General features: G+C 70.5%; 16 protein-coding genes. 6 read left to right on the top strand and 10 right to left on the bottom strand.

Annotated features, from left to right (window positions below):
- Positions 1-63: 63 nt before the first annotated feature.
- On the top strand, positions 64-1,017 hold the full coding sequence (gene dapD, locus RS86_RS10780; RefSeq protein WP_045272237.1) for a 2,3,4,5-tetrahydropyridine-2,6-dicarboxylate N-succinyltransferase: 954 nt from the start codon (positions 64-66) through the stop codon (positions 1,015-1,017).
- Here the strand turns inward: dapD and RS86_RS10775 are convergent.
- Positions 1,014-1,583: a TetR/AcrR family transcriptional regulator gene (locus RS86_RS10775; protein ID WP_045272236.1), complete on the bottom strand. Its 570-nt coding sequence runs from the start codon at positions 1,581-1,583 to the stop codon at positions 1,014-1,016. The genes dapD and RS86_RS10775 overlap by 4 nt on opposite strands.
- A gap of 138 nt (positions 1,584-1,721) precedes the next feature.
- Here RS86_RS10775 and RS86_RS10770 point away from each other — a divergent pair, with 138 nt between their 5' ends.
- Together RS86_RS10770 and RS86_RS10765 are read left to right on the top strand one after the other, a co-directional pair.
- A complete protein-coding gene (locus RS86_RS10770) occupies positions 1,722-3,119 on the top strand; it encodes an MFS transporter (RefSeq protein WP_045272235.1) in 1,398 nt (465 codons plus the stop codon).
- 196 nt (positions 3,120-3,315) lie between these two features.
- Complete coding sequence (locus tag RS86_RS10765) at positions 3,316-4,677, top strand: DEAD/DEAH box helicase (RefSeq protein ID WP_045272234.1); 1,362 nt, start codon at positions 3,316-3,318, stop codon at positions 4,675-4,677.
- Between the two features lie 171 nt (positions 4,678-4,848).
- Here RS86_RS10765 and RS86_RS10760 read toward each other — a convergent pair whose 3' ends face one another.
- The 7 genes from RS86_RS10760 to RS86_RS10730 form a co-directional block, all read right to left on the bottom strand.
- Entirely contained in the window at positions 4,849-5,202 is a 354-nt protein-coding gene (locus RS86_RS10760; RefSeq protein ID WP_045272233.1) for a cupin domain-containing protein, read from the bottom strand.
- 331 nt (positions 5,203-5,533) lie between these two features.
- Positions 5,534-6,829 (bottom strand): citrate synthase, encoded by a 1,296-nt coding sequence (locus tag RS86_RS10755; RefSeq protein ID WP_082076727.1) that lies wholly within the window; start codon positions 6,827-6,829, stop codon positions 5,534-5,536.
- Between the two features lie 144 nt (positions 6,830-6,973).
- A complete protein-coding gene (dapC, locus tag RS86_RS10750; protein WP_045272232.1) occupies positions 6,974-8,086 on the bottom strand; it encodes a succinyldiaminopimelate transaminase in 1,113 nt (370 codons plus the stop codon).
- An 8-nt stretch (positions 8,087-8,094) separates the two neighbouring features.
- Entirely contained in the window at positions 8,095-8,415 is a 321-nt protein-coding gene (fdxA, locus tag RS86_RS10745; RefSeq protein WP_045272231.1) for a ferredoxin, read from the bottom strand.
- Between the two features lie 9 nt (positions 8,416-8,424).
- A complete protein-coding gene (locus RS86_RS10740) occupies positions 8,425-8,853 on the bottom strand; it encodes a histidinol dehydrogenase (protein WP_200892789.1) in 429 nt (142 codons plus the stop codon).
- 9 nt (positions 8,854-8,862) lie between these two features.
- Positions 8,863-9,177, bottom strand: a complete 315-nt coding sequence (locus RS86_RS10735; RefSeq protein WP_045272230.1) for an AzlD domain-containing protein — start codon at positions 9,175-9,177, stop codon at positions 8,863-8,865.
- Positions 9,174-9,929 (bottom strand): AzlC family ABC transporter permease, encoded by a 756-nt coding sequence (locus RS86_RS10730; protein ID WP_045272355.1) that lies wholly within the window; start codon positions 9,927-9,929, stop codon positions 9,174-9,176. Before RS86_RS10730 ends, RS86_RS10735 begins: the two co-directional genes overlap by 4 nt.
- A gap of 65 nt (positions 9,930-9,994) precedes the next feature.
- Here RS86_RS10730 and RS86_RS10725 point away from each other — a divergent pair, with 65 nt between their 5' ends.
- Positions 9,995-10,543, top strand: coding sequence for a helix-turn-helix domain-containing protein (locus tag RS86_RS10725; RefSeq protein ID WP_045272229.1), 549 nt, complete (start codon positions 9,995-9,997; stop codon positions 10,541-10,543).
- A 101-nt stretch (positions 10,544-10,644) separates the two neighbouring features.
- Here RS86_RS10725 and typA read toward each other — a convergent pair whose 3' ends face one another.
- The gene (typA, locus tag RS86_RS10720) at positions 10,645-12,555 is read right to left on the bottom strand and encodes a translational GTPase TypA (protein WP_045272228.1); all 1,911 of its coding nucleotides are present in this window, start codon (positions 12,553-12,555) and stop codon (positions 10,645-10,647) included.
- 103 nt (positions 12,556-12,658) lie between these two features.
- Between typA and RS86_RS10715 the strand changes: the two genes are divergently transcribed.
- Together RS86_RS10715 and RS86_RS10710 are read left to right on the top strand one after the other, a co-directional pair.
- Positions 12,659-13,456, top strand: coding sequence for a CPBP family intramembrane glutamic endopeptidase (locus RS86_RS10715; RefSeq protein WP_045272227.1), 798 nt, complete (start codon positions 12,659-12,661; stop codon positions 13,454-13,456).
- A 217-nt stretch (positions 13,457-13,673) separates the two neighbouring features.
- Positions 13,674-14,636, top strand: coding sequence for a hypothetical protein (locus tag RS86_RS10710; RefSeq protein ID WP_052680205.1), 963 nt, complete (start codon positions 13,674-13,676; stop codon positions 14,634-14,636).
- Positions 14,637-14,788: 152 nt separating this feature from the next.
- Here RS86_RS10710 and RS86_RS10705 read toward each other — a convergent pair whose 3' ends face one another.
- Positions 14,789-15,355: a PH domain-containing protein gene (locus RS86_RS10705; protein WP_235281757.1), complete on the bottom strand. Its 567-nt coding sequence runs from the start codon at positions 15,353-15,355 to the stop codon at positions 14,789-14,791.
- Between the last annotated feature and the right edge of the window lie 10 nt (positions 15,356-15,365).

Genomic DNA, 15,365 nt, shown 5'->3' with positions numbered 1-15,365 from the left:
TCCCCACCCTAGCGCCGCGTCATGAAGGGGAACCTGGGGGCAGGCGTTCGGTAGCGTGGAGGCATGACCGACGCTCGCATGATCCACGGTTCCGGACTGACCACCATCGCCGGCGACGGAACCGTCCTGGACGCCTGGTTCGCCGAGATCGGCACGGTCGAGCCGTCCGCGGGAGCCCTCGCCGCCTCCGCGATGACCTTCGAGGCGCTCGCCGGTCCGGATGAGCGCCGCAACGTCACCGTCGAAGCGGTGCAGCTGTCGATCGATCTGGATGCCGCCCCGGCGTCGACCGCCGACGCCTACCTGCGCCTGCAGGCCCTCTCGCACCTGCTGGTGCGCCCCAATGAGCTGAACCTCGACGGCATCTTCGGCCACCTGCCGAACGTCGCTTGGACCAGCGCCGGACCGATGCTCCCCGCCGACGCCGCGCGGCTGCGCCCACTGCTGCAGCGCGCGGGGATCCAGATCTCCGGCGTGGACAAGTTCCCGCGGCTCACCGACTACCTGCTCCCGGAGGGCGTGCGGATCGCCGACGCCTCCCGGGTGCGCCTCGGTGCCCACCTGGCGCCCGGCACCACGGTCATGCACGAGGGCTTCGTGAACTTCAACGCGGGGACGCTCGGCGCATCCATGGTCGAGGGCCGGATCTCGCAGGGCGTCGTCGTCGGCGACGGATCCGACATCGGCGGCGGCTCCTCGATCATGGGCACGCTCTCCGGCGGCGGCACGCACCGCGTCTCGATCGGCGCGCGCACGCTGCTGGGCGCGAACGCCGGCATCGGCATCTCCCTCGGCGACGACTGCATCGTCGAGGCGGGGCTCTACGTCACGGCCGGGACGAAGATCGTGCTCGCCGACGGCGCCCCCCTGGCCGACGGCGGCCGCCCCGTCGTCAAGGGCGGCGAACTGAGCGGCGAGAACGGGATCCTGTTCCGCCGCAACTCGCTCTCCGGTGCCGTCGAGGCCGTGCGCCGCGCCGGGGTGGGCGTCACGCTCAACGAGGCGCTGCACGCTTAGGAGCGCAGCGAACCGATCGCGAGGCCGAGCACGCGGCGGCGCTGCTCCTCGTCGTCGTAGGCGACCGCGCTCACACCGGCGATGAGCTTGACGACGTCCGCGATCGCGACGTCCGCCTTGACGGCGCCGTCCTCCTGCGCGCGCCGCAGCAACGGCTCCCCCGCGCCCAGCATCACACCGCGGCACTCCGCGAACACCGTCGACTCCCGGTTCAGGCCGTCGAGCAGCACGTGCTTGGTGCCCACGTACTCGACGAAGCGGTCGAGCCACGCCTCGAACGCCTGCCGCGGCGGCAGGTCGGCCACCTCGTCGGCGGCGTCGGCGAGCGCGGCGACCTCACGGAGGTAGAGCGTCTCGATCAGGTCGTCCCGAGTGGGGAAGTTGCGGTACAGCGTGCCGATTCCCACGCCCGCCCGGCGTGCGATGTCCTCGAGCGAGGCGCCGGAGCCGTCCTCGGCGAACGCCTCGCGCCCTGCGGCGACGAGGGCGTCGAAGTTCCGCGCGGCATCGGCGCGGCGCGGTCGCCGCTCCTCCAGCGTCGTCGTCGCCCGGTTCTGGCCGCCCATCGTGCCGTCCTTCCAAAAAGTCTCGGAAGACCCCTTGCAAACCGGAGGGACCCTCCGGTAATCTCAATCCGGAGGCATCCTCCGTTCGGAGGCCTCCCTCCACTTTACCCCTCTTCTCCAGGCTCCGGAAGGGAACTCATGTCCCGCTCATCCACTTCGATCCTGGTCGCGATCGCCGTGGCGGTCTCCTCCATCGCGCTTCTTCAGAACCTCGTCATCCCGCTCGTGCCCCTCATCCAGGCGGAGTTCGGCGTCACCGCGGATGCGGCCAGTTGGACCATGACCGCGTGGCTGATCGCCGCCGCCGTCGCGACGCCCACACTCGGACGCGTCGGCGATCTGCGCGGCCGGCGCACGACCTTCCTCATCACCCTGGGCGTCACCGCGGCCGGCGACGTGCTCGCCGCGATCGCCCCGACGCTCGAGGTGCTCATCGTCGCCCGTGTGCTGCAGGGCGTCGGCGGCGCGCTGTTCCCCCTCGCCTACGGCCTCCTCCGCGACGCCCTGCCCCGCGAACGCGTGACCGGGGCGATCGGCGTGGTGAGCGCCGTCATCGGCATCGGCGGGGCCGCGGGCACCGTGCTCGCCGGCCCGCTGGCCGATCTCGTCGGCTGGCGCGGCACGTTCGCCGTTCCCTTCCTGGTGGCGGCGCTCGGCGCCTTCCTCACTCTCGCCGCGGTCCGCGACAGCGGCGTGCGTGCACAGGGGCGGGTCAACACGCTCTCCTCCGTGCTGCTCTCCGCCTGGCTCGTGGCGCTGCTCGTGCCGCTCAGCACGGGCTCGCGCTGGGGCTGGACGTCGCCGGCCGTGCTCGCGCTGTTCGCGGTCGCCGTCCTCGCGTTCGCGGCCTGGATCGCCTGCGAGCTCCGCGCGAAGGAGCCCCTCGTGGATCTGCGCCTGCTGACCTCGCCTGCGATCTGGCCGGTGAACGCGGCATCGCTCCTGATCGGAGCCGGCGTCTTCGCGTTCTGGGGCTACCTGCCGCAGTTCCTCGAACTGTCCACGTCCGCCGGCGGTGCGGGCCTCTCTGTGCGTGACGCCGGGCTCATGCTCGTCCCGATGCTCATCGGCATGAGCGGCGTCGGCTTCGCCACCGGTGCGCTCAACCGCGTCCTGTCGCTGCGCACCCTCCTGATCACCGGCTCGGTGCTCATGGGCCTCTCCGGCGCGTCCGCCGCCCTCGCGCACTCGGCGCCGTGGCAGCTCGCCCTGGCCGGCGCGGGCTTCGGGATCGGATGCGGGCTGGCGTACGCGGCCTCCGCGGGAATCGTCGTGCAGAGCGTGCCCGCCGCGGTCACCGGCGTCGCGACCGGCGTGAACGCGAACCTCCGCACGATCGGATCCGCGATCGGCTCGGCCGCGACCGGGGCGATCGTGTTCGGCGCGGCACCGCACGGCACCGGCTCCGGTTTCGCCACCGCGTGGGGGCTCGTCGCCGTCGCGACGCTCCTCGCTGGTGCGATCGTCTGGGTGGTGCGCACCCGCCCCGCGGTCACCACCTCGGCGACCGCGCTTCCCGAGCTCGTCGACGCCTGAACCTAGGATCGGGGGATCCAGGATATGATGGACGGGATGTCGGATCTTCCGGCATCTCGTCGCCATCCCGGATCCCCTGGATTCGATCCCTGGAAGCGGAGCCCTGCTCCCCCTCGCGATCCGGTTCTCGAGCGGCGACCTCTCGCGTCGAACAGACGCCCGTATGCGGCCGGACGATCCGGTCCAGGAGATATCCATGCCTACCTTCCTCGATCTCGGCGTGCCCGCCGAGCTCGCCGCCGTGCTCGAAGCCGACGGCAAGACCGAAGCGTTCCCGATCCAGCAGGGCACCCTGCCCGACTCCCTCGCCGGACGCGACCTGCTCGGCCGTGGCCGCACCGGCAGCGGCAAGACCCTCGCCTTCGCGATCCCGCTCGTGGCGCGCCTGTCCGGAGCCAAGGCCCGGCCGCAGCACCCGCGCGGCCTCGTGCTCGCGCCGACCCGCGAGCTCGCCTCGCAGATCGCCGCGACCATCGCGCCGCTGGCCAAGGCCGCGAACCTGCGCGTGACCACGGTCTTCGGCGGGGTCAGCCAGCGTCCCCAGGAGGAGGCGCTGCGCCGCGGCGTCGACATCGTGGTGGCCTGCCCGGGCCGCCTCGAAGACCTCATGAAGCAGGGCGTCGTGCGCCTCGACGAGGTGCGGATCACCGTGCTCGACGAGGCCGACCACATGGCCGACCTCGGCTTCCTCCCCGGCGTGACCCGCATCCTGAACGCGACGCCGAAGGACGGCCAGCGCCTGCTCTTCAGCGCCACGCTCGACAACGGCATCGACGTGCTCGCGCGCCGCTTCCTGCCCAACCCGGTCAGCCACGAGGTCGACGAGTCCAGCGTTCCGGTGGGCGAGATGACCCACCGCGTGCTCGAGGTCGCCGACGCCGACGTCAAGAAGGTGCTCGTGCAGACGCTCGCCTCCGGCGCGGGCCGACGCATCCTGTTCACCCGCACGAAGCACCAGGCCAAGAAGCTCGCCAAGGTGCTCACCACGGCAGGCATCCCCTCCGTGGACCTGCACGGCAACCTCTCCCAGGGGGCCCGCGAGCGCAACCTCGCGGCGTTCTCCGGTGACCCGGCCGACGGCGGCGTGCGCGTGCTCGTGGCGACCGACGTGGCCGCCCGGGGTGTGCACGTCGATGACGTCGACCTCGTCGTGCACGTGGATCCGCCGGCCGAGCACAAGGCGTACCTGCACCGCTCCGGTCGCACGGCGCGCGCGGGCGCGGCGGGCACGGTCGTCACCGTGCTGCTGCCCGAGCAGCGCCGCGACGTGAAGGACCTGCTGCGCAAGGCGAAGATCAGCGCGGCGATCGAGCCGGTCTCCGCGACCTCCCCCGCCGTGGCCGAGCTCGTCGGCGAGACCGCCGCGTACGTGAAGCCCGCACCGGTCCAGCAGCCGCAGCGTCAGGCGCCGAAGAAGAAGCCCGCCCCGCAGGCGCAGAACCGGCAGCCCCAGGGTCAGCGCCGCGCGGCCGGAGCCGGCGATGCCTCGGCTCCCGCTCCCGCCCGGCGTCGCCGCCGTCGCTCGTCGCGTCCGCAGGGCACGCCGACCGGCCGCTGACCGCTTTCGCCGACCGCTTTCGCTGACCAGCTCCTGACCGCGAGACTCCAACTCCGCGACGAGACTGCAGTAATTAGCCGCATTCTCGTCGCCCAGATGGAGTCTCGCGGTTGGAGGCAGCCGGAGACGCGATGACTGAGCCGGCGTGAGCCGCGATCCACGGATCGTGGCTCACGCCGGCTTTGCGTATCCCTTCACACCGGTGTCGACGAAGACGCAGGCGGTGTCGCCGACCGTCCAGGCATCGTGCCCGGGGCTGAGGTCGACCACATCGCCCGGACCCACGTCGAGCTCGGTGCCGTCATCGAACCGCACGGTCATCTGCCCTTCGAGGCAGATCCCGGTGTGATGCGTCTGGCAGGACTCCGTGCCCGCGATCGGCTTGACGTCGTTCGACCACCGCCAGCCGGGCTCGAAGACGCCTCGTCCCAGCGTGAAGTCGCCCAGGGTCACGACATCCATGTGGCCGTGGGCTTGGAAGGGGCGCCGCTCGTGCGGCGTCGCGATGTTGTGCTTGTCGGACATGAGAGCACCTTCCGCAGGGCGATCGGGTGAGCGGCGTCGGCAGCGCTCGCCCTCGGACGCTCGTGACCCCGCGACGGAGGCGGCCGACGCCGGTCACGCCGCCTGATCCTCATCGTCGTTGCAGCGGTCGCGACCACGAGTCCGCCCTGGTCCGCGACCGTCTCGCGGCGTCGTCAGGTCGACCTCGACCGTCCTCACCGCCCCCAGTCATGTGAGTCATACACCCGCCGGAACCCGCGGTCAAGAGCCTGCGCCCTTCGGCCTCCCGACCGGGAAGACGAAAGGAGGGAGGATCCCATGCGGATCCTCCCTCCTTCGCTTGTGCGCCGGCTCAGTTGCGGCGGAACTCGCGCTCGCGCGACCCCGTGTACAGCTGCTGCGGGCGGCCGATCTTGGTCTGCGGGTCGAGGTTCAGCTCGCGCCACTGCGCCAGCCAGCCGGGCAGGCGGCCGATCGCGAACAGCACCGTGAACATGCGGGTCGGGAAGCCCATCGCCTTGTAGATCACGCCGGTGTAGAAGTCGACGTTCGGGTACAGACGGCGCTCCTGGAAGTAGTCGTCCGCGAGAGCGATCTCCTCGAGCTCCTTCGCCAGGTCGAGAAGCGGATCCGTGACGCCGAGCTCGGTGAGCACCTCGTCGGCGGCGGCCTTGACGAGCTTCGCGCGCGGGTCGTAGTTCTTGTAGACCCGGTGCCCGAAGCCCATGAGCTTCACGCCGTCTTCCTTGTTCTTCACCCGCTCGACGAAGCGCTGCACGCTCTGACCCGAGTCGCGGATCTGGCCGAGCATGGTCAGCACGGCCTCGTTGGCGCCGCCGTGCAGCGGTCCGGAGAGCGCCTGGATCCCGGCGGAGATCGACGCGAACTGGTTCGCCCCGGTGGATCCCACCAGGCGCACCGTGGAGGTGGAGGCGTTCTGCTCGTGGTCCTCGTGCAGGATCAGCAGCAGCTCGAGCGCCCGCGACATGACGGGGTTGATCTCGTAAGGCTCGCTGTGCACGCCGAAGTTGAGCTTGAGGAAGTTGTCCACGAAGCTCAGCGAGTTGTCCGGGTAGAGGAACGCCTGACCGACGCTCTTCTTGTGCGCGTACGCCGCGATCACCGGGAGCTTGGCGAGCATGCGCACCATGTTCAGCTCGACGTGCTCCGGGTTGTTCACGTCCGTCTCGCCCTCGTAGTACGTCGAGAGGGCCGCGACCGCGCTCGACAGCACCGACATGGGGTGCGCCGTGTGCGGCAGTGCGGAGAAGAAGTGCTTGAGGTCCTCGTGCAGCAGCGTGTGCCGACGGATCTTCTCGTCGAACTCCGCCAGCTCCGTGGCGCTCGGCAGCTCGCCGTAGATGAGCAGCCAGGCGACCTCGAGGTAGGAGCAGGAGTTGGCGATCTGCTCGATGGGATAGCCGCGGTAGCGCAGGATCCCCTTGTCGCCGTCGATGAACGTGATCTCCGACTTGGTGGAGGCCGTGTTCACGAAGCCGTAGTCGAGACCGGTGTGGCCGGTCTGCCTGGTCAGGGTGGAGAAGTCGATGCTGGCGTGCCCGTCGGTGCCATGCAGGATCGGGAACTCCGCGGTCTTGTCGCCTACTGTCAGCGTTGCCTTCGTAGGCCGCTCGCCCGCTGCGCTCACGCAGACCTCCTCATGCGTCTGTCTCGTGTGGGGGATGCGCGATCCGTGCCGGTGGGCCCGCGATCGCGTCGCTCATACAGCCTAGTCCGCGCGCAGACCTACTGTGAAAACGACCAAGAGTGACGCCCTCGGCCCTGTGGAAACCTACGAAGCCATTCCGCGCAGGCGCGCCGCGGCCGCCTCGATCCGCTCGAGCGGCGCCGTCAGCGAGAGCCGGACGTGCTGCGGAGAGTGCTCGCCGTAGAACGGCCCTGGACCCGCCAGGATCCCGAGGTCGGCGAGCACGCCCATGGACTCCCAGGCGTCGCGACCCTGGGTGACCCACAGGTACAGGCCCGCCTCCGAGCCGTCGATCCGGAAGCCCGCGTCGAGGAGCGCCGGCCGCAGCACGTCGCGCCGCTGCCGGTAGCGCTCCTTCTGCGCCGCCACGTGCTCGTCGTCGCGCAGGGCGACGGCCATGGCGTGCTGCACGGGCGCGGGCGGCATGAGGCCGAGGTGCTTGCGGGCGGTGAGGATCTCCCCCACCACGCGGGCGCAGCCGGCGACGAACGCGGCCCGATAGCCGGCGAGGTTGGACTGCTTGCTGAGCGAGTACACGCTGAGCAGGCCCGCCCTGGTCCCTCCCGTGACGCGCGGGTCCAGCACGGAGGGCACGGGCTCCGTGGCCCACGGACCGTCCCAGCCGAGTTCGGCGTAGCACTCGTCGCTCGCGAGGATCGCGCCCAGCTCGCGCGCCCGTCCCACCGCCGCGGCGAGCTCGTCGACGCTCCAGGTGCGTCCGTCCGGGTTGCCGGGGGTGTTGATCCAGATGAGCTTGGCGCCCTCGGGCCAGAGCGCCGGATCGTCCTCGCTCACGACCGTGGCGCCGACGACCTGCGCGCCGACCGCGTAGGTCGGATAGGCGACGCGCGGCTGCACCACGATGTCGCCGGCGCCGAGCCCGAGCAGCGTCGGCAGCAGCGCCACGAGCTCCTTGGAGCCGATCGTGGGCATCACGTTGTCCACGCGCAGGTCGGGCACGCCGCGGCGCCGTGCGTACCAGTCCACGATCGCCTCGCGCACGGCCGGGGTGCCGACCGTCTGCGGATAGGAATGCGCGTCGGTCGCCTCGGCGAGCGCATGGCGGATGATCTCGGGCGTCGGATCCACCGGGGAGCCGATCGCGAGGTCGACGATGCCGTCGGGGTGCGCGGCCGCACGCTCACGGAACGGGGTGACCGCGTCCCAGGGGTAGTCGGCGAGATCGCGGACGGACATGGCGGTGGCTACTCGCCCTGCGGCGGCAGCACGGCGATGACCGGGTGGTCGTGGTGGATCACGCCGACCTTGGCGGCCCCACCAGGGGATCCGATCTCGTCGAAGAACTCGACGTTCGCCTTGTAGTAGTCCGCCCACTCCTCGGGGAGGTCGTCCTCGTAGTAGATCGCCTCCACCGGGCAGACGGGCTCGCACGCGCCGCAGTCGACGCACTCGTCGGGGTGGATGTACAACGATCGCTCACCCTCGTAGATGCAGTCCACGGGGCACTCGTCGACGCAGGCACGATCCTTCACGTCGACGCAGGGAAGAGCGATCACATATGTCACGGATCCAGTCTACGACCCGTCGGCGGACGCTTCTCCCGCCACCCGCCCTCGGGCCGCCTGCTCCTGCTGGAGACGGCGGATCCGCGAGAAGTCCGGCCAGGCGGCGACCAGGAGCACCATCACGGCGACGGTCCAGGTCCAGGTCACGCCCAGCAGATCATTCGGAACGATGACCGAGCCGCCGGGTCCGCGACCCGAGATCACGACCATGCCCAGGAGCATTCCGAGACCCGTCGCGAGCGCACCCCAGCGGTCGTGCAGCAGCAGCCGCACGGCGAGGAGCATCCCGCCGCACGCGATGGCGCCGAGCACCAGGCCGGCCCAGGGCAGCCCCCACACCGAGGTCGCGTGCGTGACCGTCGTCGCGAGGCCGAACACCGCCCCCACCACGAACAGGGCCACCCACGACAGCGCTCTGCCGAGCCAGGATCCACGCACGGTCCGAGCTTACGCGGCCCACCCTAGGAGCCGCAGGAGAGCCGCGACGACCGCGGCGGCGATCACCACGACCAGGAACGACTGCCGCAGCAGCAGAAGGCCCGCCGCGACGAGCACTGCGGGCACCCTCGCGTCCACGACGATGTGCGGACCGGCCGCGAGCGTCTGCACCGCCACGAGGGCGGCCAGCAGCGCAACCGTCAGCAGGTCGGTGATCCGCGCCGGCCGCGGCGCCTCGAGCACCGACGCCGGCACGAGATAGCCCGCGCCCTTGAGCGCCAGGCAGCCGATGGCGGCCAGCAGCACCGCGTTCCACAGGGTCATGCCGCATCCTCCCCCGGCGTCCGGACGACGCTCTTCGGCGCGAACCAGTTGAACCAGCCGACGAGGATCGCGACGAACGCCGCGACGAGCACCGGAAGGCCGGGGATCAGCACGGGGGTGAGCACCGTGGCGACGGCGGCGGCCGCGATGCCGACCGCGATGGCCTGACGCTTGCGCAGGCGCGGCCACAGCAGCGCGAGGAATGCCGCGGCGGCGGCCGCATCCAGTCCGTACGTCTTCGGATCCCCCAGCACGTCGCCCAGCAGCGCGCCGAGCAGGGTCGTCAGATTCCAGCCGAGATAGATCCCGACACCGGTGATCCAGAACCCGACGCGGCGCGCCCGCGGCGAGCGCTGCGCGAGCGACACAGCGGTGGACTCGTCGATCGTGAACGGAGCAGCGAGACCGCGCCGGAAGGCCCCTCGTCCGATCACCGGCGACATCCGCATGCCGTACGCGACGTTGCGGACGCCCAGCAGCAGCGCCGAGGCGATCGCGGCAGGTGCGGCGGCGAGCCCGCCCGCACCGATCACGCCCACGAAGGCGAACTGCGATCCACCGGTGAACATCAACAGGCTCAGCACGCACGTCTGCCAGACGTCGAAGCCGCTGGCGACCGCGAGCGCGCCGAAGGAGATCCCGTAGGCGCTCGTGGCGAGGGCGACGCCGAACGCCTCCCGGCGCGCGATGCGCACCTCGGTGGCGACGTCGTCCTCGTGGCCGCTCTCGATCGTTCGCTCCTCTGAACGCATGACGATCATTGTGAACAAGAGCAAATCGTTTGTCAAGGTGAACGATCGTTTGGAATACTGGCCTCATGGACGATCTCCGCGAGCGCATCTCCCGGTCCCTGCGTCGAGAGCGCGAGGCGGCGGGGATCTCCGTCTCCGAGCTCGCCCGCCGCGCGGGCATCTCGAAGGCGACGGTGTCGCAGCTGGAGAACGGATCCTCGGGCCCCAGCGTGGAGACGCTGTGGGCGATCGCCGACGCGCTCGGGGTCCCGTTCGCCGCGTTCGTCGAGGAGCGCACCAACGCCCCGACACTGATCCGCGCCGGTGACCATGCCGGCGTGCCCTCGGCTGCGGCGCCGTATCTGGCGACCCTCATCGCGGCCTGTCCCCCGGGCGCCCGCCGCGACCTGTACATCATCCAGGCGGAGCCGGGCGAACCGCGCCGCTCGCAGCCGCACCACGTGGGCACCACGGAGCATGTGGTCCTGATCAGCGGACGCGCCCAGATCGGGCCTGCGGACGCCTCCGAGGAGCTCCACCCCGGCGACTACCTCTCCTACCCCGGAGACGCCTCCCACGTGTTCGAGGCCCTCGAGCCCGGCACATCCGCGGTGCTCATCTCCGAGCTGCGCTGAGCCGCGTTGCGCGCCGCACCCCAAGGGCACGGCGCGCGAACGCCCGGCACGCGAAACGGCCCGCCTGCCGGAGCAGACGGGCCGTTTCGAGTATCGAAGACTCAGGCGTTGGCGTCCTGGCGCTTCAGGCGCGCGGTCTCACGGGCACGGGTGGTCTGATCCAGCGCCACCTTGCGAATGCGCACCACCTCGGGGGTGACTTCCACGCACTCGTCGTCACGGGCGAACTCGAGGCTCTCCTCGAGCGTCAGCAGGCGCGGGGGCGTCATCGACTCGAAGGTGTCGGAGCTCGCGGCACGCATGTTCGTGAGCTTCTTCTCCTTGGTGATGTTCACGTCCATGTCGTCGGCGCGCGAGTTCTCGCCGATCACCATGCCCTCGTAGACCTCCTGGGTCGGCTGGACGAAGAACGACATCCGCTCCTGCAGGGCGATCATCGCGAACGGCGTGACGACGCCCATGCGGTCGGCGACGATCGAGCCGTTCTGACGGGTCGTGATCTGGCCGGCCCACGGCTCGTAGCCGTGCGAGATCGCGTTGGCGATACCCGTGCCGCGGGTCGTGGTGAGGAACTCGGTGCGGAAGCCGATCAGGCCGCGCGACGGGACGACGAACTCCATGCGCACCCATCCGGTGCCGTGGTTCGACATGCCCTCCATGCGGCCCTTCCGGGCCGCGAGCAGCTGGGTGATCGCGCCGAGGTACTCCTCGGGCGCGTCGATCGTGAGGTGCTCGAACGGCTCGTGGGTCTTGCCGTTCACCTGCTTCGTGACCACCTGGGGCTTGCCGACGGTGAGCTCGAAGCCCTCACGGCGCATGTTCTCGACGAGGATGGCCAGCGCCAGCTCACCGCGGCCCTGCACCTCCCAGGCGTCCGGACGTCCGATGTCGACGACCTTGAGCGAGACGTTTCCGATCAGCTCGCGGTCGAGGCGATCCTTCACCATGCGCGCGGTGAGCTTGTGCCCCTTGACCTTGCCCATGAGCGGCGAGGTGTTGGTGCCGATCGTCATCGAGATGGCGGGGTCGTCGACGTGGATCTGCGGCAGCGGACGGACATCCTCCGGGTCGGCGATGGTCTCGCCGATCGTGATGTCCTCGAAACCGGCGATCGCGACGATGTCGCCGGGGCCGGCCTCTTCCGCGGGGTAGCGCTCGAGCGCGCGGGTCTTCAGCAGCTCCGTGACGCGGGCGTTGCTGGTGGAGCCGTCTGCGCGCACCCAGGCGACGGTCTGACCCTTCTTGAGGGTGCCGTTGAAGACGCGCAGCAGCGCGAGGCGGCCGAGGAACGGCGAGGAGTCGAGGTTCGTGACCCACGCCTGCAGCGGCGCCTCGTCGTCGTAGGCCGGGGCCGGCACGTGCTCGAGGATCGCCTCGAACAGCGGCTCGAGGTCCTCGTTGTCCGGCAGCGCGCCGTTCTCCGGGCGGTTGTGCGACGCAGCGCCGGCGCGGCCGGAGGCGTACACCACGGGCACGTCGAGCAGCGCGTCGACGTCGAGGTCGGGGACGTCGTCGACGAGGTCGGACGCGAGGCCCAGCAGCAGGTCGTGCGCCTCCTCCTCGACCTCGGCGATGCGCGCGTCGGGACGGTCGGTCTTGTTCACCAGCAGGATCACCGGGAGCTTCGCCTCGAGCGCCTTGCGCAGCACGAAGCGGGTCTGCGGAAGCGGGCCCTCGCTCGCGTCAACGAGCAGCACCACGCCGTCGACCATCGACAGACCGCGCTCGACCTCGCCGCCGAAGTCGGCGTGGCCCGGGGTGTCGATCACGTTGATCGTGATCGGGCTCTCGGCGTGGATGCCGTTGTAGGTGATCGCCGTGTTCTTGGCGAGGATCGTGATGCCCTTCTCACGCTCCAGGTCGTTGGAGTCCATCGCGCGCTCTTCGACGTGCGCGTGCTCCCCGAAGGAACCGGTCTGGCGGAGCATGGCGTCCACGAGCGTGGTCTTGCCGTGGTCGACGTGCGCGACGATGGCGACGTTGCGGAGATCGGAACGGAGGGCGTGCGCCATGAAGGAATCCAATGCAGCTGGGGTTTCGCCCGGGATTCCGGACTCTTCAAGATACATCACCGCTCCTGGACGTCCTCTGCGCGGTGACGCGTACGCTCATCGCATGAGGATCGCCCTGCCGCTCGACCCGCCGGACTCCCCGTCCAGGAAGCGCCTCGGATGGGAGATCGCGATCGTGCTCGGCCTCGGGCTCGGGCAATCCGCCGTGTACGCGATCGTCCAGCTCCTGGACCGTCTGTCCCTCTCGACGCCTCTCGCGGACCAGACGGCGACGCTGAATCCGTCGCAGTCCAGCCGCGAGCTGTTCGACTTCCTCTATCAGGTGCTCGGGATCGGGTTCTCCGTCGTCCCGGTTCTGCTGGTGTGCTTCCTGCTCTGGCGACCGGCACGCCCGCACCTCGGCGCGCTGGGCCTCGACGGCGCGCGCATCGGCCGCGACACGGGCGGAGGTCTCCTGCTGGTGCTCGCGATCGGGATCCCCGGGCTCGCGCTCTACCTCGCGGGACGCGCGATGGGTCTGTTCGTCGCGGTGGATCCTGGGGCGCAGAGCGCGTACTGGTGGACGATCCCCGTGCTGCTGCTGTCCGCCGCACGCGCCTCCGTGCAGGAGGAGTTCGTGGTGCTGGGATACCTCTTCGCCCGGCTGCGCCAGCTCGGCTGGGGCCCGTGGACGATCATCCTCGCCACCTCTGTGCTGCGCGCGAGTTATCACCTGTACCAGGGCCCCGGCGCGTTCATCGGGAACCTGGGCATGGGGCTGCTGTTCGGCTTCCTGTTCCTGCGCACCGGCCGACTCTTGCCGTTCCTCGTCGCGCACTTCCTCATCGACGCGGCGGTGTTCGTCGGCTACCCCTGGGCCGCTTCGACCTGGCCGGCCCTGTTCGGCCTGCCCGCGCACTGACGTGCGCCCGCCCCCGTCCCGGGCTCTCTTGACCGCGAGACTCCAACTGGGCGACGAGAATGCGCTGCCGACGCGCAGTCTCGTCGCGGAGTTGGAGTCTCGCGGTCAGATACGGCTGGCGCTCGCATCGGTCCGCACAGACGGGTCGGGAGGGAGGTTCTGCACGGGTCTCGCGATGTGGGAACCGTGCCGCACCCGTGTCGCGGAGGATCGGCGCATGCCGAAATCGACTCTCGCGCCAGGGCTCGCACCTTCTCCGACCGAGCTGATGCGTTCGCACGGTGCCGCGAACACGACCGTCCTCGACCGGGCCTGGCGGCAGGGCGATCTCGTCCGGGTCGTCCCGGGCGTCTACGCACCGACCGGAGGATGGGAAGCGATGGCGCCCTGGGACCGCTATCTTGCCCGAGTGCATGCCGTGAGCCTCGCCAACCCGGGGTTCGTGTTCTGCGGCGCGACCGCGGCGGCTCTCCGCGGCGTGTTCCTCGGGCGGCAACACGATCCCGTTCTCATCCTGGATCCTGATCGGACCAGCCGCGTCTCGGGCGTCGTCCGCGTTCTCACCTCCGCCGACCGGCGCGCGATCGACGAGATCGACGGGATCCGGCTGACATCGGCTGCCGACACCGCCGTCGATGTCGCCCGCGCGTCGTCTCCCGGCACCGGCCTCGCCTACGTCGACGCGCTGATGCGCCGTACGCCCCGACTCAGCGCCGCGCAGCTCCGCGCGATCAACGAGTCACGCCTGTCGTCACGCAACCGGCGCAGGGCCCGATGGGCTCTCGACCGGGCGACCGGCGTTCCCGAGAGCGTGCTCGAATCGCTGAGCCTTGCGGCGATGGAGTTCGCGGGCTTCGAGCTGCCGGAGACCCAGGTGACGTTCCTCATCGATGGCGCCGAAGACAGGGTCGACTTCTTCTGGCGTTCGCGCGACCTCATCGGCGAGGCGGACGGCACCGTCAAATACACCGGCGAACTCGGTGACCCGACGAAGGCGATCGTCAAGGAGAAGCGCCGAGAAGCCAGGCTCCTGCGCCGAGCCTCGCGCCGGATCCGATGGGGTTGGCCCGAGTTGCGAGAGGTGGATCCGCTCATCGACATCCTCCGCACGGCGCGCGTACCGCGCCCGCTCCCGGCCGACCCGTTCCTGCTGGCCTCACTCCGCGACGCCCTGCACTGACCGCGACTCCCCGCGTTGACCGCGAGACTCCAACTGGGCGACGAGACTGCGCTCAAACAGCGCAGTCTCGTCGCGGAGTTGGAGTCTCGCGGTCAGAGCGCTCGCGGTCAGAGCGCTCCCGGTCGGAGCGAGGGCGGTCAGAGAAAGGGCAGTCAGCGGGTGACGGCGACGGAGATCGCGGCCCAGGAGAGGATCGCGACCAGGGCGCCGATCGCGGGCCAGTCCCAACTGCGGCGGATCGGGGCGTCGACGCCCTCCCCCGCGGCACGGGCGGGCCGCTCCACCGCGTTCTCCCAGCGGGTGCGCACCTCGGTGAGCGCCTGCAGGCTCGGCGGCACTTTGAGCTCGCCGGAGCGCTTGCCGAGCCGCGGCGACTGGATGCGGCCAGGACCGCCCCAGCACGCGAGCTTCTTGCCGTCATCGAGGGTGAAGTCCAGCTGCCAGCGCAGGTCGAGCTCGGTCACGCGGTGCCAGCCGAATGCGGTGCGGCGCAGGAAGTTCTGCACCCTCGCGCCGTCCTCGTCCACGCGCACCTTCGAGACCACGCTGATCGCGTAGATCAGCCACAGCACGAGCAGCACCCACGGCGCGTACAGCAGCATCTGCGCCCAGCTGCCGCGCACGACAGCGTCGCCGAGCAGGAAGACGGCCAGAGCCGCGCACACCACCAGAACGGCGATGCCCGTGGACGCGCGGTAAGTCCGCGCGCCCACGGGCATCTGATCCATC

Origin of the sequence: Microbacterium azadirachtae, from assembly GCF_000956505.1 — a bacterium.
GTDB lineage: Bacteria > Actinomycetota > Actinomycetes > Actinomycetales > Microbacteriaceae > Microbacterium > Microbacterium azadirachtae_A.
This window is presented reverse-complemented; position numbering and strand designations above follow the sequence as displayed.